The organism is Micromonospora sp. NPDC049044, assembly GCF_040649215.1.
GTDB lineage: Bacteria > Actinomycetota > Actinomycetes > Mycobacteriales > Micromonosporaceae > Micromonospora.
In genome coordinates this window covers 96,270-119,619 of the sequence record NZ_JBEZFA010000022.1, presented here as the reverse complement: position 1 = coordinate 119,619, position 23,350 = coordinate 96,270, and the positions used below count along the sequence as shown (strand labels likewise).

The window sequence follows — 23,350 nt, the reverse complement described above, 5'->3', positions numbered from 1 at the left end:
ATCTGCGCCCGCTCAACGGACGACAACCTCTGCCCCGGCATGACCCCTCATCCTGACGAGAATCCACCCCGTTGCAACAACCACTTGAGCCCAAGCCACTGCGACGCCCCGGTTTTCAGGAACCCGAGTTGATCACGGCCCCGGGGCACGCCCCACCCCGGCCCGGGCGGGCCTGGGCTCACGCGGGTCCGGGCTCATGCGGGTCCGGGCTCACGCCGGCCCGGGCTCACGCCAGGCTGGGCTCACCCCAGCCCGGGCTCAGGCGGGCGGGGCTCACGCGGGCGGGGCTCACGCCGGCCGGGGACGCGGGCGCGCGCACCCCGGGGCGGCTGAACGGGCGAGGGGCGTACACTGGCCAACTGGCGACCGCCTCGTGCGGTCGACCTCGCGCGCCCTCTTCACGAATCGTCGTGGAGCGACGGCCTCCCTGGTCCCGATCTTGGTCGGGTCCACCATGGGTCGGCGACCAGGCGCCAGGACGCCCGGCCACCGGCCGGGCGTGACAACCAGGGATCTTGAGGAGTACCCCAACCATGGCCGTCGTGACCATGCGCCAGCTGCTGGAGAGCGGTGTCCACTTCGGGCACCAGACCCGACGCTGGAACCCGAAGATGAAGCGCTTCATCATGACCGAGCGCAACGGCATCTACATCATCGACCTGCGTCAGACCCTCGAGTACATCGAGAAGGCGTACGAGTTCGTGCGTGGGACCGTCGCCGAGGGTGGCAGCATCCTGTTCGTCGGCACCAAGAAGCAGGCTCAGGAAGCGATCGCCGAGCAGGCGACCCGGGTCGGCCAGCCGTACGTCAACCACCGCTGGCTCGGTGGCATGCTTACCAACTTCCAGACCGTGTACAAGCGGCTCCAGCGGATGAAGGAGCTGGAGGGTCTGGGTGACCTCAGCGGCACCGCCGCCGGTTACACCAAGAAGGAGACCCTGCAGCTCTCCCGCGAGAAGATCAAGCTGACCCGCACCCTCGGTGGTCTGCGGGACATGCAGAAGCTGCCGGCCGCGGTCTGGATCGTCGACACCAAGAAGGAGCACATCGCCGTCGACGAGGCCCGCAAGCTGGGCATCCCGGTGATCGCGGTGCTGGACACCAACTGTGACCCGGACGAGGTCGACTTCCCGATCCCGGGCAACGACGACGCGATCCGTTCGGCCGAGCTGCTGACCAAGGTCGTCGCCGCCGCCGTCGCGGATGGTCTGATCGCGCGTTCCGGCCGCCGCCGGGGCAACGACGAGAAGCCCGAGGGCGTCGCGAGCGACGAGCCGCTCACCGAGTGGGAGCGCGAGCTGCTGGAGCCGAAGAAGGCCGACGAGTCGGCCGCGCCGGCCGAGCAGCCCGCCGCGGCAGCGACCGAGCAGCCCGCCGCCGAGCAGCCCGCCACCCCGGAGCAGCCGGCGCAGGCCGCCACCGAGCAGCCGGCGGCCGCCACCGCGGAGTGATCGCACCGTCGCTGTCCCGCCGTCCGTTTTCGCGGACGGCGGGCAGCGGCGGTACGCCGGGCACGATCCGCCCGGATCCGGGTAACCGGCACCTCTGACCATCCACACGCCGTCTCAACACCGAAGAGAGAGCCATGTCCCAAATCACCGCCGCGGACGTCAAGAAGCTCCGCGACCTCACCGGCGCCGGCATGATGGACAGCAAGAAGGCGCTGACCGAGGCCGAGGGCGACTTCGACAAGGCCGTCGAGATCCTGCGCGTCAAGGGCGCCAAGGATGTCGGCAAGCGGGCCGGCCGCACGGCCGCCAACGGCCTGGTCGCCCACTCCGGCAAGGCGCTGCTCGAGCTCAACTGCGAGACCGACTTCGTCGCCAAGACCGAGTCGTTCATCGCGCTGGCCCAGCAGCTGGTCGAGCACGGCGAGCGCGCCGGCGTGAACACCGCCGAGGAGCTGCTCGCCACCGAGCTCGACGGCAAGGTCGTCGCGGACCTGATCCAGGAGCAGTCCGCCAAGATCGGCGAGAAGCTGGTGCTCAACCGGTTCGCCCGGGTCGAGGGCACCACCGCCGTCTACCTGCACCGCAAGGCCCAGGACCTGCCGCCGGCCGTTGGCGTGCTGGTGTCGTACACCGGCAAGAGCGACGAGGCGGGCGACGCCGACGCCCGTGGTGTGGCCATGCAGATCGCCGCGATGCGGCCGAAGTACCTCACCCGGGACGAGGTTCCGGCCGAGGTCGTCGAGTCCGAGCGGCGGATCGCCGAGCAGACCGCCCGCGAGGAGAACAAGCCCGAGGCGGCACTGCCGAAGATCATCGAGGGTCGGGTGAACTCCTTCTTCAAGGACTACGTCCTGATCGAGCAGGCGTCGGTGGCCGACAACAAGAAGTCGGTGAAGCAGCTGCTGGCCGAGGCCGGCATCGAGGTCACCCGCTTCGTGCGGTTCGAGGTCGGCCAGGCCTGAGCCGCCGCCGGGCGCCAGGTGCGCCCGTGGGCAGAAGACGTAAACGAGGAGGCCGCCGGTGTACGTGACAGGCACCGCGGCCTCCTCGTCACATAGGGTCGGCAGCGGCAGGTTCGCGGTACGCGCCGCACGGGGCGTGCGCGTGGGGAAGGGCGGGGCGGATGACGCAGGTTGTGAGTGACCGGACGCTGGAGCTGGACGATCCGACGGCACCGCCGCCGGGGCGCGCCCGCCGGGTGGTGCTGAAGCTCTCCGGTGAGGTGTTCGGTGGCGGCGCGATCGGCGTCGACCCCGACGTCGTCCAGGCCATCGCCCGGCAGATCGCCACAGTGGTCCGCCGCGGCGTGCAGGTCTCCGTGGTGGTCGGCGGCGGTAACTTCTTCCGCGGCGCGGAGCTGCAGAAGCGCGGGATGGACCGGGCCCGCGCCGACTACATGGGCATGCTCGGCACCGTGATGAACTGCCTCGCGCTCCAGGACTTCCTGGAGAAGGAAGGCATCGAGACCCGGGTCCAGAGCGCCATCACGATGGCCCAGGTCGCCGAGCCGTACATTCCGCTGCGGGCGATCCGGCACCTGGAGAAGGGCCGCGTGGTCATCTTCGGCGCCGGCGCGGGAATGCCGTACTTCTCCACCGACACGGTGGCCGCCCAGCGGGCTCTGGAGATCCGGGCCGACGTGGTGCTGATGAGCAAGAACGGCGTGGACGGCGTCTACACCGCCGACCCGCGGATCGATCCCACCGCCAGCAAGCTCGACTCGATCACCTTCTCCGAGGTGCTGCGCCGCAACCTGCGGGTGGCCGACGCGGCGGCGTTCAGCCTCTGCATGGAGAACGGCCTGCCGATGCTGGTCTTCGGCGCGCAGGGTGACGACACCATCATCCGCGCGGTGGGTGGCGACAAGATCGGCACCCTGATCACCGCCTGAGCCGTTGCCCTGCGGGACGATAACTTCAGCAGAGCCCACCACGAGCACAGAAGGAGGCGAGGAGACCGGTGATCGACGACACCCTCCTCGAGGCCGAGGAAAAGATGGAGCGTGCGGTTGAGCACGCCAAGGAGGAGTTCGGCGCCATCCGTACCGGTCGCGCCAACGCCGCCATGTTCTCCAAGGTCATCATCGACTACTACGGCACGCCCACGCCGCTGACCCAGATGGCGTCCATCGCGGTTCCCGAGCCGCGGATGGCCATCATCAAGCCGTACGACAACTCGCAGATCAATGCGATGGAGAAGGCGATCCGCGACTCGGACCTCGGGGTGAACCCGAACAACGAGGGCAACCAGTTGCGCATCCTGCTCCCGCAGATGACCGAGGAGCGCCGCCGCGACATGATCAAGGTGGCCCGGCACAAGGGCGAGGAGGCCAAGGTGGCGATCCGCAACGTCCGCCGCCGTGGCAAGGAAGAGTTGGACCGGATCGTCAAGGACGGCGAGGCCGGCGAGGACGACGGTCGCCGCGCCGAGAAGGAACTCGACGACCTGACCCAGCGCTACGTGGCCAACATCGACGACCTGGTCAAGCACAAGGAAACCGAACTGCTCGAGGTGTGACCGTCCGCCCGCCGCTCGGGCGCGCTGCGCCGAGGCCCGACCCTCATCGAGGGCCGGGCCTCGCGTCGTACGTCAGCAGGGGATTCGGACGGTCCGGGTGCTCGCGGCGAACTCCTCGCCGGTGTCCGCGTCCCGCAGCGAGAAGTGGGCGGTGGCCCGACCCGGGTGCACCGCCGGGGTGATCCGGGCGAAGGCCATTGTCAGCTCGACGGTGCCGCCGTCGCAGACGATCTCGCCGGCGCCGTGCCCCCCGGTGGCCCAGAGGGTCGGCAGGCCGTCCTGCACGAGCGAGGCCGACATGAGGACGATGCCGGCCGGGCAGTTGCGGGCGGTGGCGGTCACGCGGGTCGCGGGGTACGTCACCGACGGATCGCCGTAGGGCGGCTCGAACGGAAACAGCCCGCTGGCGAGACGATCGATGGTGATCGTGGTCTGTGCCGTGGTCGCGGCGGCCGGCGACGCCACTCCCAGGACCATGGCGCCCACCGTCAGCAACGCCAGACCGACCTTGTGCATGCTGGTGATCCTTCCCCCGTCGTTACGCCGACTGCGGCCGACGCGCCATCAGCGGACCACGTTCGGGGTTGTCGACGCAGTAACCGATAGTGCCGGGACCGAGTCGGATCGATGGCTGCGGATCCGCGTACCGGCTGGGTGGTCCCGTGCCGCGCGGGCCTGCCGGCCAGGGGCGATGCCCGTCGCCGTGCCTCGTCCGCCGTGCCGTTGCGGCGGGTGCAGTAGGCTCGGCAGGATTCCCGGCCACCGGGCGGTGAACACCGGGGATCGACCGACCGTCGGGGCGGTCAATCGGAGGAACATCGCACGTGTAGGGGATGCTTGTGGTCTTGCGTCATGTGGTGGTTCTCGCGCCCCGTCGCGGTGCGTGATGTCCCACCCCGACCCCTACGGCAGCGAGCCTCGCGGCTGGGAGCACCCGGAGCGTCAGGTGGCCCTGCCCTGGCCCGAGCAGGAGCTGGAAGCCGGTCAGTGGAGCCGCCGTCCCGCCGCCGGCCCTGAGCTGTACGCCGACCCGCGTACCCGCCCGCACGCCGACCCGCACCCGACGAACCCGTACGACGAGCGTGGCCGCGCGGTCCGCCCGGACGACCGTTTCGACGACCGCGACCGGCACGACCGCTTTGACGACCGCGACCGCCACGACGACGACCGGAACCAGTCCGACCGGTACGACGACCGGGGTCGCGCCGGCCGGTACGGCGATCGTCCGCCCCTTGGCCCGGACGGCGCCCCGACCCGCCCCGGTGACCCGGAGCGGCGCACCGAGCCCGGCCGGTACGACGGCCCGCAACCGTTCGACGGGCCGGTCCGCTACGACGACGACGCCGACTACCCGACCGCGCTGCTCGAACCCATCGGGGCCGAACTGGCGCCGGACCCACCGCCGGCGACCGAGCCGGAGTTGCCCGCTGGCCGACGGCCGAAGGGTCGACGGCGGGCCAGCGTCGACCGGCCGGCGACCCAGCAGGTGGGCAACGGGCGGGCCGGACGCAACCTGCCGGCGGCGATCGGGGTGGGGCTCGCCCTCGGTGCGCTCATCGTGCTGCCGCTGGTCTTCTATCCATTGGCGTTCCTGCCGGTGATCGCCGCCGCGGTGGCCGTCGGCAGTTGGGAGATGGCGCGGGCGGTCCGCCGCAGCGGCGCGCACCCGCCACTGGTGCCGTTGATCGCCGGTGGTGTGCTGACCGTGGGTCTGGCCTGGTTCGCCGGCCCGGACGCGCTCAGTCTGGGGCTGCTTGTCACAGTGCTCGGCACCATGATCTGGCGGTTGGGTGACGGTCCGGCCGGCTTCCAGCGGGACATCACCGCAGCCACCCTGATCGCCGTCTACGTGCCGTTCCTCGCCGGTTTCGCGGCGCTGCTCGCGGCGGCGCCCGACGACGGTTGGATGCGGATCCTGGCCACCCTGGTCGCGGTGGTTCTCTCCGACACCGGCGGTTACGCGGCCGGTGTCTCGTTCGGGCGTCACCCGATGGCGCCGTCGATCAGCCCGAAGAAGTCCTGGGAGGGTTTCGCCGGTTCGGTCACCGCCGCGGCCCTGGGTAGCGCGCTGCTGCTGTGGCTGATGTTCGAGCTGGCACCCTGGTGGGGTGCCGTGTTCGGGGTGGCCGTCTCCGTTGCGGCGGTCCTCGGTGACCTGGGCGAGTCGATGATCAAGCGGGATCTCGGTGTCAAGGACATGAGCAACCTGCTGCCCGGGCACGGTGGCCTGATGGACCGACTGGACTCGATCCTGTTCGCGGTGCCCACCGCCTACCTGTTGCTGGCGATCTTCGTTCCGATGGTGAACTGAGGTATGAATCACGGCGCCCTGGTCATCCGGCTCCGGCGGTCGCGGCCGGTTCGGCGGCTCCGGAGCGACGCTTGCCGCCGAGGGCGTGACACACTGGACCAGCCATGACGAGCCTGCCGTTGATCCCCGTCCTCTCCGACGCCCCCGCCGCGCGCCGGGCCTCGATGCCGCCACGACACCTCGCCGATCTGGACCTGGCCGGCCGCCAGGCGCTGGTGACCGAGTTGGGTGAGCCGGCGTTCCGCGCCAAGCAGGTGTCGAACCACTACTTCGGGCGGCTGGTCCGCGACCCGGAGGCCATGACCGACCTGCCCGCGGCGACCCGGCAACGGTTGTCCGAGCAGCTGCTGCCGACGCTGCTCAATCCGGTGCGCGAGTTGGCCTGCGACGACGGTGCGACCCGCAAGGCGCTGTGGAAGCTGCACGACGGCGCGCTCGTGGAGAGCGTGCTGATGGGCTATCCGGACCGGGTGACGGTCTGCATCTCCAGCCAGGCGGGCTGCGGCATGGCCTGCCCGTTCTGCGCGACCGGCCAGGCCGGGCTGACCCGCAATCTGTCCACCGCCGAGATCGTCGACCAGGCGGTCTATCTGGCCGGCGTGGCGGCCTCCGGCGCGGTGGCCGGCTCCCCGCCGCGGCTGTCCCACGTCGTGTTCATGGGCATGGGTGAGCCGCTGGCCAACTACAACCGGGTCGTCGCGGCCATCCGTCGCCTGGTCAGCCCAGCTCCTGAGGGGCTCGGCCTGTCCCAGCGGCACATCACCGTATCCACTGTCGGCCTGGTTCCGGCCATCCGCCGACTGGCCAGCGAAGACCTCTCAGTGACCCTTGCGCTGTCGTTGCACGCCCCCGATGATGATCTGCGCGACGAACTCGTGCCGGTAAACCAGCGCTGGAAGGTAGCTGAGGTGCTGGACGCAGCGTGGGACTACGCCGCCCGGACGGGCCGTCGCGTGTCGATCGAGTACGCGATGATCAAGGACGTGAACGACCAGCCGTGGCGAGCCGACCTGCTCGGGCGGCTGCTGGCCGGCAAGTTGGCCCACGTGAACCTCATCCCGCTCAATCCGACGCCGGGCAGCCGCTGGGACGCGAGCCCGAAGCCGGTCGAGCGGGAGTTCGTCCGCCGGTTGCGCGACGCCGGGGTGTCCACCACCGTACGGGACACCCGAGGTCGCGAGATCGACGGCGCGTGTGGTCAGCTCGCCGCCGCCGAGGACAACGACACCAACACCGACCGCGCCGGAGAGGCACCGGCGTGACCGGGCGTGGCGAACGAGACCAGGAGACATAGTGGCGAGTCAGGGTCAGCGTTTCCGGCGCAAGGCGCTCCGCCGGGGATACAAGGTCGACGAGGTGGATGCCTTCCTCGACCGGGTCGAGGCGACGCTCGACGGCCGTCAGGTCGGCGCGCCGGTAGCCTCCCAGGAGGTCCACGACGTCGTCTTCCGGGTCCGCTTCAACGGCTACGACGAGTGGCAGGTCGACCTGCACCTGGACCGGGTCGAGCGGCAGTTGGCCGAGCTTGAGGAGCGCACCAGCGCCGGTCGTGGTGGCGACCCCCGCATGGGTGACCGGATGGGTCCACCGGACCGGATGGGGCCACCGCCGCGCGATGACCGGGGCATGCTCCCGCAGCCGATGCCGCCCCGGCCGATGCCCGCCCAGGCCGGTCCGCCCGCTGACCGCTACGGCCGATACGACGAGCCGACCGGTGCCTTCTCCGGTGGGTACGACGCCCCCCGGGGCGGTTACGACGCGCCGCGAGGCCAGGCCGGTCCCGGCCCCATGGGCCCCGGTGCTCAGATGGGCCCTGGCGGCCCGATGAACCCCGGCCCGATGCCGGGCCACGGGCTTCCGCCGCGCGGCCTGCCCGCCGGCCCCAGCGGTTACGGCCCGGACGACCAGCGCGGGCCCGGCGGTTACGGCCCCGACGATCAGCGCGGCCCCGGCGGGTACGGCCCGGACGACCAGCGCGGCCCCGGCGGGTACGGGCCGGACGATCACCGCGCACCTGGTGGGTACGGGCCGGACGATCACCGCTCGCCCGGTGGATACGGGCCGGACGACCAGCGCTCGCCCGGCGGGTACCCGGAGGAGCCGCGCTTCGACGGCTTCGAGGCCGGGCGGCGCGGTCGCGCCGACATGACCGCGGAGATCCGGATGCCGGAGCGGGACCTGCGTGACATGCGCCGGGGCCCCGCCGGTCCGCCTCCGCTGCCGCAGCAGGGCATCGGTGGCCCGCCGATGGCCGGTCCGCCCGCCGTCGCCGGTCCGCCGATGGGTGGCCCCCCGATGGCTGGCCCGCCGATGGCTGGCCCGCCCGGCAGCGATCTCTACCGGGTCGACCAGATCCGCCGGAGTTTCCAGGTACGCCGCTTCGGCAGCGGGTACGACCCCGACCAGGTGGACAGGTTCTTCGACACTCTGCTCGGCGGCATGCAGCGCCGCAACCCGATGCCGGTCGACCCGAAGGACCTGGACACGCTCCGGTTCGGCCTGGTGCCCGGTGGCTACTTCGAGGCTGAGGTCGACGCAGCGCTCAAGGACGTGCAGGACATCCTCTTCGGGCGCTGACGCCGACGCGTACGGACGAGGGCCCGTCCCCCGGGTGGGGGCGGGCCCTCGGCGTTGTCGTCCGGGTGCGGGTCGGGTCAGGAGCGCAGACCGTTGCGCCGCAGCACGACGTCGCCGATCACGATGATCAGCAGCAGTGCGGCCAGGCCGATCAGCCAGATGTCCTCGACCTTGCCCTCGTGGTTGCCGCAGATCATCGCCAGCAGCGCCAGTGCGGAGAGCACGGCGCCGATCTGCCCGGCCTTGCGGTGCCCGGGCTTGTGCTGGTCTGGCGACGTTACCGGCTCGCTTCCTGCCACTGTCGGTCCTTCCCTCGCGATCGGATCTTTGGTTAGTCTGGCACGCCTCGTGCCGGCCCCGGCGCAGGGTCCGACCAGAACTCGTGCCGGCCCCGGCGCAGGGTCCGACCAGAAGCGGAGCCGGCCGGCGGTGCCCCGGTTGGCTGAGCCCGTTCTGGCTGGGTCGAACGGCACTACCGGCGTCGCGGGGCGGCGGTCAGACTCGCTCCGGTAGCGTTTGGCGTACACCTGATTGTCTGTTTGAGGGGGACTGTGCGGTGCGAGTGACCGGAACCGGGCACGCCAGCATGCGGATCGACACGGCCGCGGGCAGCATCCTGTGCGACCCGTGGGTCAATCCGGCCTACTTCGCGTCGTGGTTTCCGTTCCCGGACAATTCCCTGCTCGACTGGGAGAGCCTGGGCCAGGTCGACTACCTGTACGTCTCCCACCTGCATCGGGACCACTTCGACGCGAAGCATCTGCGGGATTTCGTCTCGAAGGACGCCACAGTCCTGCTCCCGGAGTTCCCGACCTCGGAGATGGAGGACGAGTTCCGGGCGCTGGGCTTCACGAAGTTCCTGAAGGCCCCCAACGAGCAGGTCGTCGAGCTGCCCGGCGGTCTGAAGATCATGATTCAGGCGCTGACCAGCCCGACCGACGGGCCGATCGGTGACTCCTCGCTCTGGGTCGAGTACGACGGGGTGCGGCTGCTCAACCAGAACGACGCCCGCCCCACCGACCTGAGCGTCTTCGCCGAGTTGGGGCACGTGCACGCGCACCTGCTCCAGTTCTCCGGGGCGATCTGGTACCCGATGGTCTACGAGTTGCCGCAGGCGGCGAAGACCGCGTTCGGCAAGCAGAAGCGCGACAGGCAGTTCGACCGGACGTGGCGCTACATCGACGACCTGAAGGCCGACCACGTCTTCCCGATCGCCGGCCCGCCGTGCTTCCTCGACGACGCGCTGTGGCAGTTCAACGACATCCACGGCGACGAGGGCAACATCTTCCCCGACCAGTCCGTCTTCCTGTCGGAGTACGCCAAGGTCGGCGGCACCAACGGCATCGTGCTGCTGCCGGGCAGCGTCGCCGAGGTGACCACCGAGGGCGCGAGCACCACCCACCCGGTGCCGGTGCAGGAGTTCTTCGCCAACAAGGTCGCCCACCTGGAGGAGATGCGGGAGCGCAAGCACCCGATCATCGAGGCGGAGAAGGCGTCCTGGCGGCACCCCGAGGTGGACGTGCTCGGCGAGATGAAGCGGCGCATCGAACCGCTGCTCGACGAGTCGATCTACCTGGCCAAGGGGGTGGGCGGCCCGGTCCGCTTCGACCTGGTCGGCTACGACGGCGAGAGCGTCGAGTCGATAGTTGTGGATTTCCCGGCTAAGGAGGTCCGGCCGTACGCCGAGGAGAAGGTCCGCTACCGATTCCGTACCGACCGGTCGCTGATCGAGCACCTGCTCTTCATCGACGAGGTGGACTGGGTCAACTCGCTCTTCCTGTCCTGCCGGTTCTCGGCGGCCCGGATCGGGCAGTACAACGAGTTCGTCTACGCGTTCTTCAAGTGCCTCTCCGAGGAGCGACTCCAGTACGCCGAGGGCTGGTACGACGAGCACGAGCGCAGCACCGACGCCGAGGACATCACGTTGGGCGACTGGGTGGTGCAGCGGCGCTGCCCGCACCTGAAGGCGGACCTGACCCGCTTCGGCATCGTCGAGGGTGACCAGCTCACCTGCCAGCTGCACGGCTGGCGCTTCGACCTGCCCTCCGGCCGCTGCCTGACCAGCGTCGGCCACAAGGTGAGAGCCCACCGCGTAGACGCCGAAACCCCAGCCCCAGCCGGCGAAGCCACCATCTAACCCCCAACCCCTGAGCCCCAACCCCACCCTGAACCCCACCCCTGAGCCCCACCCCTGAGCCCCACCCCTGAGCCCGGTTGATCATGAAGTTATTGCTGCGACACGCCGATGCGGCGGGCAATAACTTCATGATCACCGGGGCGAGGGTCGGGCGGGCCGGGGGCGAGGGCCGGGCGGGCCGGGCGGGCCGGGGGCCGGGGGTGGGGTTAGGAGGACAGGTCGGTGAGGATTCGGCGGGCGGCGTTGTGGCCGGCGGCGCCGATGACGCTCCCGGCCGGGTGGCAGCCGGCGCTGCCGGCGTACACGCCGTCGATCCCGGTGGCGTAGGGCATCCGGTCGGTGAAGGAGACAGTGTTGTCGACGTGGTGGATGTGCCCGCCGGTGATGCCGAAGTGCGCCTCGATGCCGGGTGGGGCCAGCGGCACCGCGTCGGCGATCAGGTCGGCGGTGCCCGGGGCGTACCGCTCGACGATCCCGATGAGCCGGTCGGTGTAGCCGGGCAGTTCCGCGTCCCAGGTGGTGCCGGCCAACTCGTAGGGCACCGACTGGACGAACAGCGCCGACGAGTGGTGCCCGGCGGGGTCGGAGAGCGACGGGTCGACAGTCGTGTGCAGGTACCACTCGATCGTGGGCTCCGCCGGCAGCCGCCCGGCCTGCACGTCCGCCCACATGCCGCGCAGCGCGGTCATCGGTGAGGTGGTGTCCCCGCCGACAAGCGACGCCGAGCCGGGCAGCAGGTGGATTGTCGAGCCGAACGGGCTGGGCGCGTCCGCCGGCAGGCAGGCGAAGCGCGGCAGCCCGGTGAGCGCCAGGTTGAGCTTCAGGGTGGTGCCGGGGCGGCGGACCGCCGCCATCCGATCGCCGAGTGGCGCCGCGAGCGCGCCGTCGGGCAACAGGTCCATCAGCCGGTACGGGTCACACGCGCCGAGCACCACCCGGGCGGCGACCTGTCGGCCGTCGGCAAGCACCACTCCGCTGGCCGCGCCACCGTCCAGGGTCACCGCGCGCACCGGCGTACCCGTGACGATGGTGGCCCCGGCGGCGCGTGCGGCGTCCGCGAACGTGCGGGAGACGGTGCCCATCCCACCCTCGGCGATCATCCAGGTGCCGCCCGACCCGGGTAGCCGGCACATGTTGTGCACGAGGAAGTTGTGGCCGGTGCCGGGGTCGTCCGGTCCGGCGTTGAGCCCGGACAGGCCGTCGGTGACCGCGTACATGCTGACAAGCAGTTCGGAGCGGAACTCGAACCGGGCCAGGTAGTCGGCGACCGAGCCCCGCACCAGGTCGACGAAGACCTGCCGCAGCGCCGGGCGGACATGCCGTTCGGCGGTCTCCTCGACGGTGAGTGGCTCGGCCAGCCAGGCGGGGGCGAGGTCCTCGCGCAGCGCGGCCAACTCGGCCTGCATGGCGTCGTCGGCGGCGACGTCGGCGGGGGAGAAGAACTCGGCGAGCTGCGCCCGGGTGGCGGCGGTGTCACTGCCGAAGAGCAGGTACGGCGAACCGGGGCCGCCCGGTGTGGGCAGGAAGTAGTGCGGGTCGCGGCGCAGCACCGGGATCCGTACGTCGAGTGTGGCGAGCAGTTCCGGGGGCATCAGCCCGAGCAGGTACGAGCCGGTGGAGTGCCGCAGCGCGGGCACCTTCGGGAACGGGTTCTCGGTGCGGGTCGCGCCGCCGATCACGTCGGCGGCCTCCAGCACGAGGACGTCCAGGCCGGCGCGGGCCAGCAGCACTGCGGAGACCAGACCGTTGTGCCCGGCGCCGACGATCACCACATCGGCGCGGGCCGGAATCTCACTGCTCATGCCGCCGCAGCCTAGTCCGCGGGTCGGCCCAGGTCACCCCTTCCGCCGGCTTCGGTGATCAAGAGGTTGGCGTGGTCCGGACGCCACCTGTCGACGAACTCTGCGCCCACCGGCGCGGTAGGCGGAGGGTGAAGGTGGAGCCCTGGTCCGGGGGTGCTTGTGGCACTGATCGTGCCGTTGTGGGCCTCGACGAGTTTGCGGACGATAGCCAGGCCGAGCCCTCTCCACCCCCTGATCAATCCGGCTGGGTCGGGCTGCGGGAGGCGCGGATGGTGCGCCAGCGGGAGAGGGCCAGGGTGGCGGAGTAGCCGGCCAGGACGATCACGTGGAACACGTACAGCCACAGGAGCACGGCCACGCCCGCGCCGATCGGGTCGAAGCCACCGAACGGCACTCCCAGGTCCAGCGGCAGGGAGGCGAACAGCACGAAACCGTGCAGGAACCCGGAGAGGTTGGCCGCCGTGAACGACCCGATGCCGAGGGTGGAGAGCCAGTCCGGCGACGCCGGCCCGACCACCCGGAACACCCAGACCAGCACGGGGGTGAGCACCAGCCAGACCGCCAGGAAGGAGAGCACCACGCCGAGTACGCCGACCCAGCCGCCCTGGCGGACCAGGCGGGTGGTGAGCGGCAACGCCAGCAGGATCGACAGCAGCAGCGCGGGGGCCGGCGCGAGCAGCGGCAGCAACAGCAGTCGGCCGCGCCACCCCACCAGGTGCTCGTCGGTACGCGGCGCGGCAACCGACACGAACGCCCGGCGCAGCCCCTCGCCGTACAGCGACGCGGGCAGCAGCGAGGCCAGCGCCAGCAGCGGGGTCAACCGCACCCCGGCGTCGACGAGCGCGTCCACCGCCTGCGGTGCGCCGATCGCGGTGGGCAGGGCCTCCACGGCGTACGAGGTGAGCCGGCGAACCCGATCGGCTCCGGCGATGAGCGAGGTGAGCCAGAGGGCCAGCAGCGCCACCGGCACCACGGCGATCGCGCCGTAGAAGGTGATCGCGGCGGCGTGCAGTGACAGGTCCCGTCCGCGCACCGGACGGAACGCGGCACTGGTGATCCGTTTTGCGCGCTGCCATCCGTTGCCCATCGGGTCCTCCTTCCCTGTCGGCGCGGCCGTCACTCCTTAAGATCGCCTGTCATGACTGTTCTCACCACCGAACGTCTCATCCTGCGCGACTGGACCGACGATCCGGCGGACCTGGCCCGGATCTACGACATCTACTCCCGTCCCGAGATCACGCGCTGGTTGGCGGTGTCGCCCGGCCTGCCGATGACCGACCCGGCCCAGGCCGCCGAGCGGCTGCGGTTCTGGCGGGACCGGCACGCTGACGACGCCGGCCGGTACGGCACCTGGGCGATCGAGGTACGGGAGACCGGTGTGGTGGCCGGCACGGTGTTGCTCAAGCCGCTGCCGGGGACGCCGGAGACGCAGCTCACCGGTGACATCGAGACGGGCTGGCACCTGCACCCGGATTCGTGGGGTCACGGCTACGCCACCGAGGCGGCCCGCGCGCTGCTGGCGCGGGAGTTCGCTACCGGCACGCGGGAGATCTACGCGGTCGTGTCGCCGGGCAACGAGCCGTCGATGGCTGTCGCCCGGCGGCTGGGCATGACCCACGTGGGTCAGCGCACCGACTGGTACGGCGGCGAGTTGTTGGAGACGTTCGTCCTGACCGCGCCGAACGGCTGATCGACCGCCGGAGGCGGACGGTTTGGAGCCCCGCCGGGCAGTGGTGGCCGGACCGCCGGTCCTGAAGCCACCGCTGCTCGGCCAGAGCGCCGGACGTCAGCTCAGACGGTCGGCACCGGCGCCAAGGCCGCCGCGAGGGCCTCGGCGTTCTTCTTGTCCACTCGGGGGAAGGTCAGGGTGATGCCGTCTCCCGCGTCGCCGAAGGCGAGGCGCAGCAGGCTCACGACGCCCATCTTCGCCTCGGCGAGCGCGACGTGCTCCCGAGGTACCTCGCCGAGGACACCGGTGCCGGGTCCGCCGAAGAAGGTCTGCGGCAGGAAGATCAGTCGCCGGTCGGTGAGGACGACGAACTGCTTCTTGGTCCGCGCCAGCGCGTGGCCGACCGCTCCGGCACCGGCGGTGATCAGTCCCTGTGCGACGACCGTACCGAGTCGACCGGCCGAGAACTTCCCGACCAACGCCCGGGTCGCCGTGACCGGCTGTTCCCCGGGTTGCAGGATCGACGCCACCCGCTCGAACGCGCGCGCCTGAAGCTTCTGGTTCATGTGGTCCCCTCCGTGTGTGACCGTGATCGTCGCCGATGCTCGCGGAGTGGGGCACGCCGGGCCATCGGTCGATCAGTCGCATGATCATGGCGGTCGGCCATGGTCGGCGTCGGGTCACCCGCCGTGGCGGGCCGGCCCGCAGGGGCCGTCGTGGGCGTCGCGACGCCGGCACCGGCCGACTCCGTCGAGCCGGGCGTCACAGAACACTCGGGTACGCAGAAACTGCGCGTCCTCCTCGCTGAGCGTCGCCTCGCCGAAGTCGACGACGGCGAGGTGGCCGAGCGAGTCGCGCAGTGCCACGGCCAGCGCGGTGACCTCGTCGAGGCTGGTCAGCGTGGTCGGCAGGTGGATGATCCAGCGTGGCGCGGTCGCGATGCTCATGGCAGGATCACCGTTCCTCCCTCCACCAGGGTCTGGATCTGCCCGTCGGTCAGGCCGCGCTCGTGGAGGACGCGACGGCCCCAGCGGTGCAGCCGGCACGGGTGCCGAGCGTCGTCCTTGCGGCAGCGCTCGCCGTCGAGCCGTTGCTCGGGGCCGTGCACGGTGACCGCCCGCAGCGCGAACACGACGTCCTCTCTGGTCACGTAGGGCGGCAATGGCAGTTCGTCGGTCGGTTCCATGGCCGTCCCTCGGCTGGTTGTTCGTGGTTGCTGGTCATCAACGAGGGTCATTCCGATGCTGGCCCAACGCAATCTTTCGGAGCAGAATGCGAACCAAGGGATGAGGTGTCTTACGCGGCGACAGCCAGGGAGATGACGTGGACGACTCCGGCAGCACAGTCCCACGCAGGCAGCTCGGCAGATATCTGAGAGAGCTTCGCGAAAATGCCTACGTGACGGTTACCGCGGCGGCCAAGGAATTGGAATGGTCGGCACCGCGAATCTGGCGCTACGAGACCGGTCAGGTCTCCATGCACCCGAACGACGTGGCGGCCATGTGCCGGGTCTACGGCGCGTCCCCGGAGACGATCGAGACGATGCGGGCGCTGGCCCGGGAGACCAAGGCGCACGGCTGGTGGCACAGCTACGGCGAGGCGATCAAGGACTGGTTCAAGCTGTACGTCGGCCTGGAAGCCGCCGCGACGCGCATCCGTAAGTACGAGGCCGATCTCATCCCGGGGCTGTTGCAGACGGTGGAGTACATGACCGAGGTGATCGCCACCGACCACCCGCAGTTGGGCGAGCCGGAGCGTCAGGCGAAAGTCGACGTGCGGCTGCGCCGCCAACGCCTGCTGGCGCGGGCGATACCTCGCGCGCCGCGCCTCGACGTCATCCTGAGTGAGGCGGTGTTGCGCCGGCCGCTGCGCGATCGGGCGGCGATGGCCCGACAGCTGGAGTCGCTTGTGGTGTCGTCGCGGCAACACAACATCGGCATCCGGGTGTTGCCGCTCGACGCGGGGCTGGTGCGCTGGGCGCAGGCCGGCACCTTCACCATGCTCGACTTCCCGTCCGAGGTGCGCGAGCCGGAGCCGACCACGATCTACATGGACGGGCCGTGCGGCGCGGTCTACCTTGACAAGACCCACGAGATCGAGATCTACGAGGACGCCTGGCGCTCCCTCGGCGAGCGGGCGCTGGGCGTCGACGAGTCCCGCGAGCTGATCGCGGCGATAGCGAAGGAGATGACAGATGGTGCGTGACGGAATCTGGCGCACGTCGTCCCGGTCCGGTGGCGAAGGCGACTGCGTCGAGGTGGCGGGCTTCGCCGAGTCGGTCGGCGTACGCGACAGCAAGGACCGGCAGGGGCCGGCGTTGACCTTCACCCCGTCGGCCTGGACCGCCTTCGTCGCGGCAACCCGAACGGTCCGGTTGAACACCTCGCACTGAACCGGCCGACCTGTTTCGCGAGCAGCCATGACCTGGGAGACGCCACACCTCCGGTGCGATGACCATGGGTAGTGCGCTGGCAGGGTCACATCGTGTCCCCAAGGTTGTTCGAGATGTTGGGCCATCGCGGTGATGCGTGGACGGCCAGGGCTGCGCTCGACCTTCTGCCCGAAAACAGCGGTCCACGGGTGGAGGTGCTGCGCGGATGCGTCGTGATCACGCCGGGTTCCGACGTTGACCGGCGGACGGTTCAGCGGGAACTCGGCTACCTGCTGAGGCAGGCCGCCCGCCGGGCAGAGCTGTGGCTCTACCACGGGGTGAACGTCGTCTCGGCTGACGACCTCTTCATTCCGGACATCGCCGCACTGAAGGTCCCCGGAGGCGGGCGAACGGCGATGAACATCGCGCACGCGGTGTTGCTGGGGGAGATCGTTTCGCCGGGTAATCGGCGCAAGGACGTGATCGACAGACCCCGCGAGTACGCAGCCGTCGGAGTGCCGTTCTTCCTCCGAGTGGACCTGCGCAACCGGGTGCCGACCATGGCCCTGTTCGAGCTGGTCGACGAGGAGTACCGGCCGGTGGCCGCCGCCGCGGCAGGCAGCACCTTCGTGATGCGGGAGCCGTTCGAGTTTGCCATCGACCCAGCCGACCTGCTCGACGAGGAGGCGCTGCCGGCCGCAACCACCGGCGACTCGGCTGACGACCTCGCTTGATCGACACGGCTTTCTTGAAGTCGGGGTGTCCTGGTGTCGGGATGCCGCGACTTCCTTGAAGCCGAGTCGATCAAGCGCTGGTGCCGGGCCGGGCCGGGGGAGCCCGACGCCGGGGGCTGAGGCTCCCAGCGGGCGTTCAGTGACGGTGGGGGAGAATGGCCGCGTGACTTCCCCCCGCGACCTCGTTCTGCTCGGGTCCACCGGTTCGATAGGTACGCAGGCCATCGACATCGTCCGGCGCAACCCGGACCGGTTCCGGGTGGTCGCGGTGGGCGCGGGTGGCGGAAACGTCGAGCTGCTCGCCGCGCAGGCCCTCGAACTGGGCGTCGAGGCGGTCGGGGTGGCCAAGGCGTCCGCCGCGCAGGACCTGCAACTCGCGTTCTACGCCGAGGCGAGCCGGCGTGGGTGGGCCACCGGTGACTTCAAGCTTCCCAAGATCGTGGCCGGGCCGGACGCGATGACCGAGTTGGCCCAGTGGCCGTGCGACATCGTGCTCAACGGGGTGGTCGGCTCGCTGGGCCTCGCTCCTACGCTGGCCGCGCTGCGTGGTGGTCGTACCCTCGCGCTTGCCAACAAGGAGTCGCTCGTCGCCGGCGGCCCGCTGGTCAAGGCCGCTGTGACGCGGCCGGGGCAGATCGTGCCTGTCGACTCGGAGCACTCGGCGCTGGCCCAGTGCCTGCGGTCCGGGGCGCGTGGCGAGGTGCGGCGGTTGATCGTCACGGCCAGCGGCGGCCCGTTCCGGGGGCGGCGGCGTGACGAGTTGACGCAGGTCACACCGGAGCAGGCGCTCGCGCACCCGACCTGGAACATGGGCCCCGTCGTCACGATCAACTCGGCCACCATGGTCAACAAGGCGCTCGAGGTGATCGAGGCGCACGAGCTGTTCGACGTGCCCTATGCCGACATCACGGTGATGGTGCACCCGCAGTCGGTGATCCACTCGATGGTCGAGTTCGTGGACGGGTCGACCATCGCCCAGGCCAGCCCACCGGACATGCGGCTGCCGATCGCGTTGGGCATCGGCTGGCCGGACCGGGTGCCCGAGGCCGCCACCGCCGTCGACTGGACGGCCGCGCACACCTGGGAGTTCGCGCCGCTCGACGACGAGGCGTTCCCGGCCGTCGCCCTCGCGAAGGCCGCCGGGGAGGCCGGGCGCAGCCGCCCGGCGATCTACAACGCGGCGAACGAGGAGTGCGTGGCGGCGTTCGTGGCCGGCCGGCTGCCGTTCCTGGGAATTGTCGACACCCTCGAACGGGTGTTGGAGGACGCTCCGGACTTCGGCGAACCAGGTACCGTCGAGGACGTGCTCGCGGCCGAGTCGTGGGCACGCGCGCACGCGCAGGAGATCATCGCGGGTTCGGTGGAAGGAGCTTGATGTCGTACCTGCTCGGGGTGGTCCTCTTCGCCCTGGCCATTCTCGTCTCGGTGAGTCTGCACGAGGCGGGGCACCTGCTGACCGCCAAGATGTTCGGGATGAAGGTCACCAAGTACTTCGTCGGCTTCGGCCCCACCATCTGGTCGTTCAAGCGGGGTGAGACCGAGTACGGCGTCAAGGGCATCCCCCTCGGCGGTTTCTGCAAGATCGTCGGGATGACGCCGCAGGACGACGACGTCGAGCCAGGCGACGAGTCACGGGTGATGTGGCGTTACCCGGTCTGGAAGCGGACGATCGTGATGGCCGCCGGGTCGATCACGCACTTCGCGCTCGCCCTGATCACCATCTGGATCCTCGCCGTCTCCGCCGGCCTGCCCAACCCGGACTTCCCGACCACCGACGCGCAGGCCCGTCAGGAGCCGGCCGTCATCCGGCTCAGTGACTGCGTGGTGGCGGAGAACTCGGTGCGCGCCTGCGCCCCCGGCGATGCGGCCAGCCCTGCCGCCCAGGCGCAGTTGAAGAACGGTGACCGGATCACGGCGATCAACGGCACCCCGATCAACTCCTACGGCGACGTGCTCACCACGTTGCGCGGGCTCAAGCCCGGCGACACCGCGCAGATCGCGTACGTCCGCGACGGGCAGCCGGGCACCACCAGCACGGTGCTCGCACAGACTCAGCGTCCGCCGCTGGACAACCCGAACGGCACCGCCGCGCCGGTGGCCGCGCTCGGCGTCGGGCTCGTTCCCAGCACCCCCACCCGTGTGACGTACGGCCCGGTCGGCGCCTTCGGGGCCACCGCCGACTTCACGGGTGACCTGGCCGTCGGCACCGCCCAGGCGCTCCAGCGCCTCCCGCAGAAGGTCCCCGCCCTGTGGACCGCCCTCACCGGCGGCGAGCGTGACGTGGACACCCCGATCAGCGTGGTCGGCGCCAGCCGGCTCGGCGGCGAGGCGGTGGAGAACAACGCCTGGCTGGTCTTCTTCATGCTCTTCGTGTCGCTGAACTTCTTCATCGGCGTGTTCAACCTGCTGCCGCTGCTCCCGGTCGACGGCGGCCACATCGCCATCGCCTGGTTCGAACGGGCCCGCTCCTGGGTCTACGCGAAGATCGGCCGGACCGACCCCGGCCGGGTGGACTACCTCAAACTGATGCCCTTCACGTACGCGGTGATCCTGATCGGTGGCGCGTTCACGCTGCTGACCATCGCCGCGGACGTGGTCAACCCCATCACGCTCTTCTCAAGGTGAGTGCCTGAAGTGACAGCTATCAGTCTCGGTATGCCCGCCGTGCCGCCCCCGCCGCTCGCTCCCCGCCGGGCCAGCCGCCAGATCATGGTCGGTTCGGTGCCGGTCGGCGGCGGTGCGCCGGTGTCAGTGCAGTCGATGACCACGACCCTCACCTCAGACGTCAACGCCACGCTCCAGCAGATCGCCGAGCTGACCGCGTCCGGTTGCCAGATCGTCCGGGTCGCCGTGCCGTCCCAGGACGACGTCGAGGCGCTGCCCGCGATCGCCAAGAAGTCGCAGATCCCGGTGATCGCCGACATCCACTTCCAGCCCAAGTACGTCTTCGCCGCGATCGACGCCGGCTGCGCGGCCGTCCGGGTCAACCCGGGCAACATCCGGCAGTTCGACGACAAGGTCAAGGAGATCGCGGCAGCGGCCTCCGCCGCCGGTACGCCGATCCGGATCGGCGTCAACGCCGGCTCGCTCGACAAGCGGCTGCTGACCAAGTACGGCAAGGCCACCGCTGAGGCGCTCGTCGAGTCGGCGCTGTGGGAGTGCTCGCTGTTCGAGGAGCACGGCTTCCGTGACATCAAGATCTCGGTCAAGCACAACGACCCGGTCGTGATGATCCGCGCGTACCGGCAGCTCGCCGAGCAGTGCGACTACCCGCTGCACCTGGGCGTCACCGAGGCCGGCCCGGCCTTCCAGGGCACCATCAAGTCGGCTGTCGCCTTCGGTGCCCTGCTCGCCGAGGGGATCGGCGACACCATCCGGGTGTCGCTCTCCGCCCCGCCGGTCGAGGAGATCAAGGTCGGCAACCAGATCCTGGAGTCGCTGGGCCTGCGGGAGCGGGGCCTGGAAATCGTCTCCTGCCCGTCCTGCGGTCGCGCCCAGGTGGACGTCTACAAGCTCGCCGAGGAGGTCACCGCCGGTCTGGAAGGGCTGCCGGTGCCGCTGCGGGTCGCCGTGATGGGCTGCGTCGTCAACGGCCCGGGTGAGGCCCGCGAGGCCGACCTCGGCGTCGCCTCCGGCAACGGCAAGGGCCAGATCTTCGTCAAGGGCCAGGTCGTCAAGACGGTCCCCGAGGGGCAGATCGTGGAGACGCTCATCGAGGAGGCGCTGCGGATCGCCGACGAGATGGGCGCCGAGCTTCCCGAGGAACTGCGCGGGCTGGTCACCGGCCCGACAGTGACCGTCCACTGATCTTCCACATGGAGAAAGCGGCCGTTCCCCGGGTGGGGAGCGGCCGCTTTCGTCGTTGAGTCCGTGTCCGTGTCCGTGGCGCTGGTGTGGCCTCGGGTCACTCGGATTCGGCGAGGATCGCGTACAGCTTGCGGCGCGTCTCGTCGAGCACCTTGGCGGCCCGCTCACGCTGGTCGTCGGTGCCGTTCATCATGACCTGGCGCAGGGCGTTCATCGCCTGCGCGCCGGAGTCGCGGATGTCGTGCCAACTGCTCACCGTGCCTTGGGCGACGTCGGCCCAGGCCGGGGTCTGCGCGGCCTCGGCGGCTTCCGCCTGACCGGCCTCGCTCACCGTGAAGCGCTTCCGCCCGCCGCCGGACTCCTCCGTGCTGGCGACGATCACGCCCTCGTCCTCAAGTAGCTGGAGGGTCGGGTAGATCGACCCGGGGCTCGGCCGCCACGCACCGCCGGTGCGGGAGTCGATCTCCTGGATCATCTCGTAACCGTGCATCGGCCGCTCGGTGAGCAGGGCCAGCACGGCGGCCCGGACGTTGGGGCGTCGGCCCCGACCCCGGCCACGGCCGCGACCACCCCAGGGGCCGCCGTGTCCGTGCTCGTGCGGACCGGGCGGGATCGGTGGGAAGCCGAATCCGCGCATCCGAGCCTCGTGCATCGGGTGGTGCTGTCGATGGAACCGCATCGGGTTCATCCCTTCCTCGTACTGTCGCTGATGCATCAACGATATATCGGCAATGCATCGTCGACAACCCGTACTCTTGCATGCGACTGCTTCCCCCACCGGGCCCGGCCCGGGTCCTCACCCTCGGAACCCTCGTCAAGACCGTCGGCCGAGGGCTTGCTCACGTGACCGGGGAGGTGTGGCACTCCGCCGCCGGCTGGGGCATCTCCTTCGGGCTGGCCCCGGCGGGCTGGGGCGTACCTGGATGGCTGTTGCTTGGTGCCCTGTTTCTCCTGCTCGGCGCCCTGGTGCCCCCGGTTGTCCGGTGGGCCGGGCGGACCCGGCCGGCCAGCGGGCCGGCCGAGCCGGTGCCGGCCTTGTCACTCGACCGGCGAAGCGGGGGGTCGATCTGGCAGGCTGGTAGTCGTGCTGACGGTGCCGGTACGCCAACTGGGGGAATCGGAGCGCCGCGCGGTCGAGCGTCTACTCGACCATGACCCGTTCGCGGGCGCGCAGGTCGCCGAGCGGATAGCCGCGCGTGGGCTCTCCTGGTGGCGGGCCGAGGGCCGGATCCTGGGGTACGGTGCGCGCCGCAACCTGGAATCGCTGTGCTGGCTCGGCGGCAACCTCACGCCGGTGTTGGCTACCGACGCCGCCGTGGCCGCCTTCGCCGATCTGCTCGCCAGCGAGGAGCGGCTCTGCTCCTCCATCGTCGGCCGAGCCGATGCGGTGCTGGGGCTGTGGGACCGGCTCTCCGACACCTGGGGGCCAGCGCGGGACGTCCGCTCCAACCAGCCACTGCTGGTCACCGACACCATGCCACAGGTCCCGGTCGACCCGGAGGTGCGCCGGGTCCGCTCCGGCGAGGTCGACCGGCTCTTCCCGGCCGCGGTGGCCATGTACACCGAGGAGGTAGGCGTTTCCCCGCTGGCCGAGGACGCCGGGCGCAGCTACCGCCGGCGGGTGAACGACCTGGTCCGGTCCGGTCGGGCGTACGCCCGCTTCGTCGACGGCAAGGTCGTGTTCAAGGCCGAGTTGGCAGTGGTCACCAAGCGGACGGCGCAGGTCCAGGGCGTCTGGGTGGCACCGGAGTGGCGGGGTCGGGGGATCGCGACGGCCGCCATGGCGGCAGTGGTCCGCGACGCGCTGCTGCGGGTCGCCCCCACTGTCAGCCTGTACGTGAACGACTTCAATCTGCCGGCCCGCCGGGTCTACGAGCGCTGCGGCTTCCAGCCGATCGGCACCCTCGCCACAGTCCTCTTCTGACCGCGTACCTGAGCCGCGCGCCGTGGCTCCGCCGGCGGATCCTGGGCGAT

At 70.5% G+C, this 23,350-nt stretch carries 24 protein-coding genes; 16 read left to right on the top strand and 8 right to left on the bottom strand.

Annotation, left to right across the window (positions count from 1 at the left end; all coding sequences use genetic code 11):
* Positions 1 to 533 precede the first annotated feature (533 nt).
* The 4 genes from rpsB to frr all read left to right on the top strand — a co-directional run bounded on the left by rpsB (position 534) and on the right by frr (position 3,968).
* On the top strand, positions 534 to 1,451 hold the full coding sequence (rpsB, locus tag AB0B85_RS19680; protein WP_357409177.1) for a 30S ribosomal protein S2: 918 nt from the start codon (positions 534 to 536) through the stop codon (positions 1,449 to 1,451).
* Between the two features lie 134 nt (positions 1,452 to 1,585).
* Entirely contained in the window at positions 1,586 to 2,413 is an 828-nt protein-coding gene (gene tsf, locus AB0B85_RS19675) for a translation elongation factor Ts (RefSeq protein WP_357250343.1), read from the top strand.
* Positions 2,414 to 2,574: 161 nt separating this feature from the next.
* Positions 2,575 to 3,342 carry a UMP kinase gene (gene pyrH, locus AB0B85_RS19670; RefSeq protein WP_030335195.1) on the top strand — a complete coding sequence of 256 codons (768 nt, stop codon included), beginning with the start codon at positions 2,575 to 2,577 and terminating at the stop codon, positions 3,340 to 3,342.
* A 68-nt stretch (positions 3,343 to 3,410) separates the two neighbouring features.
* The gene (frr, locus tag AB0B85_RS19665; RefSeq protein ID WP_204943784.1) at positions 3,411 to 3,968 is read left to right on the top strand and encodes a ribosome recycling factor; all 558 of its coding nucleotides are present in this window, start codon (positions 3,411 to 3,413) and stop codon (positions 3,966 to 3,968) included.
* Positions 3,969 to 4,040: 72 nt separating this feature from the next.
* Here the strand turns inward: frr and AB0B85_RS19660 are convergent, their stop codons facing one another.
* Positions 4,041 to 4,484, bottom strand: coding sequence for a hypothetical protein (locus tag AB0B85_RS19660; RefSeq protein ID WP_357409174.1), 444 nt, complete (start codon positions 4,482 to 4,484; stop codon positions 4,041 to 4,043).
* 370 nt (positions 4,485 to 4,854) lie between these two features.
* On the opposite strand from AB0B85_RS19660, the gene AB0B85_RS19655 reads away from it, so the two are divergent.
* The 3 genes from AB0B85_RS19655 to AB0B85_RS19645 all read left to right on the top strand — a co-directional run bounded on the left by AB0B85_RS19655 (position 4,855) and on the right by AB0B85_RS19645 (position 8,856).
* Positions 4,855 to 6,279: a phosphatidate cytidylyltransferase gene (locus AB0B85_RS19655; RefSeq protein WP_357409172.1), complete on the top strand. Its 1,425-nt coding sequence runs from the start codon at positions 4,855 to 4,857 to the stop codon at positions 6,277 to 6,279.
* 104 nt (positions 6,280 to 6,383) lie between these two features.
* A complete protein-coding gene (gene rlmN / locus AB0B85_RS19650) occupies positions 6,384 to 7,541 on the top strand; it encodes a 23S rRNA (adenine(2503)-C(2))-methyltransferase RlmN (RefSeq protein WP_357409170.1) in 1,158 nt (385 codons plus the stop codon).
* A 31-nt stretch (positions 7,542 to 7,572) separates the two neighbouring features.
* Positions 7,573 to 8,856, top strand: coding sequence for a DivIVA domain-containing protein (locus AB0B85_RS19645; protein ID WP_357409168.1), 1,284 nt, complete (start codon positions 7,573 to 7,575; stop codon positions 8,854 to 8,856).
* A gap of 77 nt (positions 8,857 to 8,933) precedes the next feature.
* Here the strand turns inward: AB0B85_RS19645 and AB0B85_RS19640 are convergent, their stop codons facing one another.
* Complete coding sequence (locus tag AB0B85_RS19640; protein ID WP_272616168.1) at positions 8,934 to 9,155, bottom strand: DUF2631 domain-containing protein; 222 nt, start codon at positions 9,153 to 9,155, stop codon at positions 8,934 to 8,936.
* Between the two features lie 257 nt (positions 9,156 to 9,412).
* Between AB0B85_RS19640 and AB0B85_RS19635 the strand changes: the two genes are divergently transcribed.
* On the top strand, positions 9,413 to 10,993 hold the full coding sequence (locus tag AB0B85_RS19635) for a Rieske 2Fe-2S domain-containing protein (protein ID WP_357409165.1): 1,581 nt from the start codon (positions 9,413 to 9,415) through the stop codon (positions 10,991 to 10,993).
* Between the two features lie 206 nt (positions 10,994 to 11,199).
* Here AB0B85_RS19635 and AB0B85_RS19630 read toward each other — a convergent pair whose 3' ends face one another.
* Both AB0B85_RS19630 and AB0B85_RS19625 read right to left on the bottom strand, forming a co-directional pair.
* Positions 11,200 to 12,795 carry an NAD(P)/FAD-dependent oxidoreductase gene (locus AB0B85_RS19630; RefSeq protein ID WP_357409163.1) on the bottom strand — a complete coding sequence of 532 codons (1,596 nt, stop codon included), beginning with the start codon at positions 12,793 to 12,795 and terminating at the stop codon, positions 11,200 to 11,202.
* A 235-nt stretch (positions 12,796 to 13,030) separates the two neighbouring features.
* Positions 13,031 to 13,882, bottom strand: a complete 852-nt coding sequence (locus AB0B85_RS19625; RefSeq protein ID WP_357409161.1) for a YhjD/YihY/BrkB family envelope integrity protein — start codon at positions 13,880 to 13,882, stop codon at positions 13,031 to 13,033.
* A 51-nt stretch (positions 13,883 to 13,933) separates the two neighbouring features.
* On the opposite strand from AB0B85_RS19625, the gene AB0B85_RS19620 reads away from it, so the two are divergent.
* A complete protein-coding gene (locus AB0B85_RS19620) occupies positions 13,934 to 14,485 on the top strand; it encodes a GNAT family N-acetyltransferase (RefSeq protein WP_357409159.1) in 552 nt (183 codons plus the stop codon).
* A gap of 101 nt (positions 14,486 to 14,586) precedes the next feature.
* On the opposite strand, the gene AB0B85_RS19615 is transcribed toward AB0B85_RS19620, so the two are convergent.
* From AB0B85_RS19615 to AB0B85_RS19605, 3 genes are all read right to left on the bottom strand, one after another.
* Positions 14,587 to 15,030 (bottom strand): hypothetical protein, encoded by a 444-nt coding sequence (locus AB0B85_RS19615; RefSeq protein WP_357409157.1) that lies wholly within the window; start codon positions 15,028 to 15,030, stop codon positions 14,587 to 14,589.
* Between the two features lie 114 nt (positions 15,031 to 15,144).
* Positions 15,145 to 15,411 (bottom strand): hypothetical protein, encoded by a 267-nt coding sequence (locus AB0B85_RS19610; RefSeq protein WP_357409155.1) that lies wholly within the window; start codon positions 15,409 to 15,411, stop codon positions 15,145 to 15,147.
* Positions 15,408 to 15,650 carry a hypothetical protein gene (locus AB0B85_RS19605; RefSeq protein WP_357409153.1) on the bottom strand — a complete coding sequence of 81 codons (243 nt, stop codon included), beginning with the start codon at positions 15,648 to 15,650 and terminating at the stop codon, positions 15,408 to 15,410. Before AB0B85_RS19605 ends, AB0B85_RS19610 begins: the two co-directional genes overlap by 4 nt.
* Before the next feature lie 137 nt (positions 15,651 to 15,787).
* On the opposite strand from AB0B85_RS19605, the gene AB0B85_RS19600 reads away from it, so the two are divergent.
* The 6 genes from AB0B85_RS19600 (at position 15,788) to ispG (ending at position 21,376) form a co-directional block, all read left to right on the top strand.
* Positions 15,788 to 16,669, top strand: coding sequence for a helix-turn-helix transcriptional regulator (locus tag AB0B85_RS19600; protein WP_357409151.1), 882 nt, complete (start codon positions 15,788 to 15,790; stop codon positions 16,667 to 16,669).
* Positions 16,670 to 16,673: 4 nt separating this feature from the next.
* Positions 16,674 to 16,856 (top strand): DUF397 domain-containing protein, encoded by a 183-nt coding sequence (locus AB0B85_RS19595; RefSeq protein ID WP_357409199.1) that lies wholly within the window; start codon positions 16,674 to 16,676, stop codon positions 16,854 to 16,856.
* Positions 16,857 to 16,969: 113 nt separating this feature from the next.
* Positions 16,970 to 17,569: a Uma2 family endonuclease gene (locus AB0B85_RS19590; RefSeq protein WP_357409197.1), complete on the top strand. Its 600-nt coding sequence runs from the start codon at positions 16,970 to 16,972 to the stop codon at positions 17,567 to 17,569.
* Positions 17,570 to 17,732: 163 nt separating this feature from the next.
* Entirely contained in the window at positions 17,733 to 18,944 is a 1,212-nt protein-coding gene (dxr, locus tag AB0B85_RS19585; RefSeq protein ID WP_357409149.1) for a 1-deoxy-D-xylulose-5-phosphate reductoisomerase, read from the top strand.
* Positions 18,944 to 20,194 (top strand): site-2 protease family protein, encoded by a 1,251-nt coding sequence (locus tag AB0B85_RS19580; protein ID WP_357409147.1) that lies wholly within the window; start codon positions 18,944 to 18,946, stop codon positions 20,192 to 20,194. The genes dxr and AB0B85_RS19580 overlap by 1 nt, the downstream gene beginning before the upstream one ends.
* Positions 20,195 to 20,203: 9 nt before the next feature.
* Positions 20,204 to 21,376, top strand: coding sequence for a flavodoxin-dependent (E)-4-hydroxy-3-methylbut-2-enyl-diphosphate synthase (ispG, locus tag AB0B85_RS19575; protein WP_357409145.1), 1,173 nt, complete (start codon positions 20,204 to 20,206; stop codon positions 21,374 to 21,376).
* 97 nt (positions 21,377 to 21,473) lie between these two features.
* Here the strand turns inward: ispG and AB0B85_RS19570 are convergent, their stop codons facing one another.
* A complete protein-coding gene (locus tag AB0B85_RS19570; protein ID WP_357409143.1) occupies positions 21,474 to 22,055 on the bottom strand; it encodes a PadR family transcriptional regulator in 582 nt (193 codons plus the stop codon).
* A 405-nt stretch (positions 22,056 to 22,460) separates the two neighbouring features.
* On the opposite strand from AB0B85_RS19570, the gene AB0B85_RS19565 reads away from it, so the two are divergent.
* Positions 22,461 to 23,300, top strand: a complete 840-nt coding sequence (locus AB0B85_RS19565; protein WP_357409141.1) for a GNAT family N-acetyltransferase — start codon at positions 22,461 to 22,463, stop codon at positions 23,298 to 23,300.
* The last annotated feature ends 50 nt before the right edge of the window (positions 23,301 to 23,350 follow it).

What these genes read in the sequence shown, in the direction of transcription:
- AB0B85_RS19590 (WP_357409197.1), top strand. Translation starts at nt 16,970, where the DNA reads ATGTTGGGCCATCGCGGTGATGCGTGGACGGCCAGGGCTGCGCTCGAC.
- AB0B85_RS19605 (WP_357409153.1), bottom strand. Translation starts at nt 15,650, where the DNA reads ATGGAACCGACCGACGAACTGCCATTGCCGCCCTACGTGACCAGAGAG.
- pyrH (WP_030335195.1), top strand. Translation starts at nt 2,575, where the DNA reads ATGACGCAGGTTGTGAGTGACCGGACGCTGGAGCTGGACGATCCGACG.
- AB0B85_RS19570 (WP_357409143.1), bottom strand. Translation starts at nt 22,055, where the DNA reads ATGCGGTTCCATCGACAGCACCACCCGATGCACGAGGCTCGGATGCGC.
- AB0B85_RS19625 (WP_357409161.1), bottom strand. Translation starts at nt 13,882, where the DNA reads ATGGGCAACGGATGGCAGCGCGCAAAACGGATCACCAGTGCCGCGTTC.
- AB0B85_RS19630 (WP_357409163.1), bottom strand. Translation starts at nt 12,795, where the DNA reads ATGAGCAGTGAGATTCCGGCCCGCGCCGATGTGGTGATCGTCGGCGCC.
- tsf (WP_357250343.1), top strand. Translation starts at nt 1,586, where the DNA reads ATGTCCCAAATCACCGCCGCGGACGTCAAGAAGCTCCGCGACCTCACC.
- AB0B85_RS19655 (WP_357409172.1), top strand. Translation starts at nt 4,855, where the DNA reads ATGTCCCACCCCGACCCCTACGGCAGCGAGCCTCGCGGCTGGGAGCAC.
- AB0B85_RS19610 (WP_357409155.1), bottom strand. Translation starts at nt 15,411, where the DNA reads ATGAGCATCGCGACCGCGCCACGCTGGATCATCCACCTGCCGACCACG.
- rpsB (WP_357409177.1), top strand. Translation starts at nt 534, where the DNA reads ATGGCCGTCGTGACCATGCGCCAGCTGCTGGAGAGCGGTGTCCACTTC.
- AB0B85_RS19615 (WP_357409157.1), bottom strand. Translation starts at nt 15,030, where the DNA reads ATGAACCAGAAGCTTCAGGCGCGCGCGTTCGAGCGGGTGGCGTCGATC.
- AB0B85_RS19660 (WP_357409174.1), bottom strand. Translation starts at nt 4,484, where the DNA reads ATGCACAAGGTCGGTCTGGCGTTGCTGACGGTGGGCGCCATGGTCCTG.
- AB0B85_RS19620 (WP_357409159.1), top strand. Translation starts at nt 13,934, where the DNA reads ATGACTGTTCTCACCACCGAACGTCTCATCCTGCGCGACTGGACCGAC.
- rlmN (WP_357409170.1), top strand. Translation starts at nt 6,384, where the DNA reads ATGACGAGCCTGCCGTTGATCCCCGTCCTCTCCGACGCCCCCGCCGCG.
- AB0B85_RS19580 (WP_357409147.1), top strand. Translation starts at nt 18,944, where the DNA reads ATGTCGTACCTGCTCGGGGTGGTCCTCTTCGCCCTGGCCATTCTCGTC.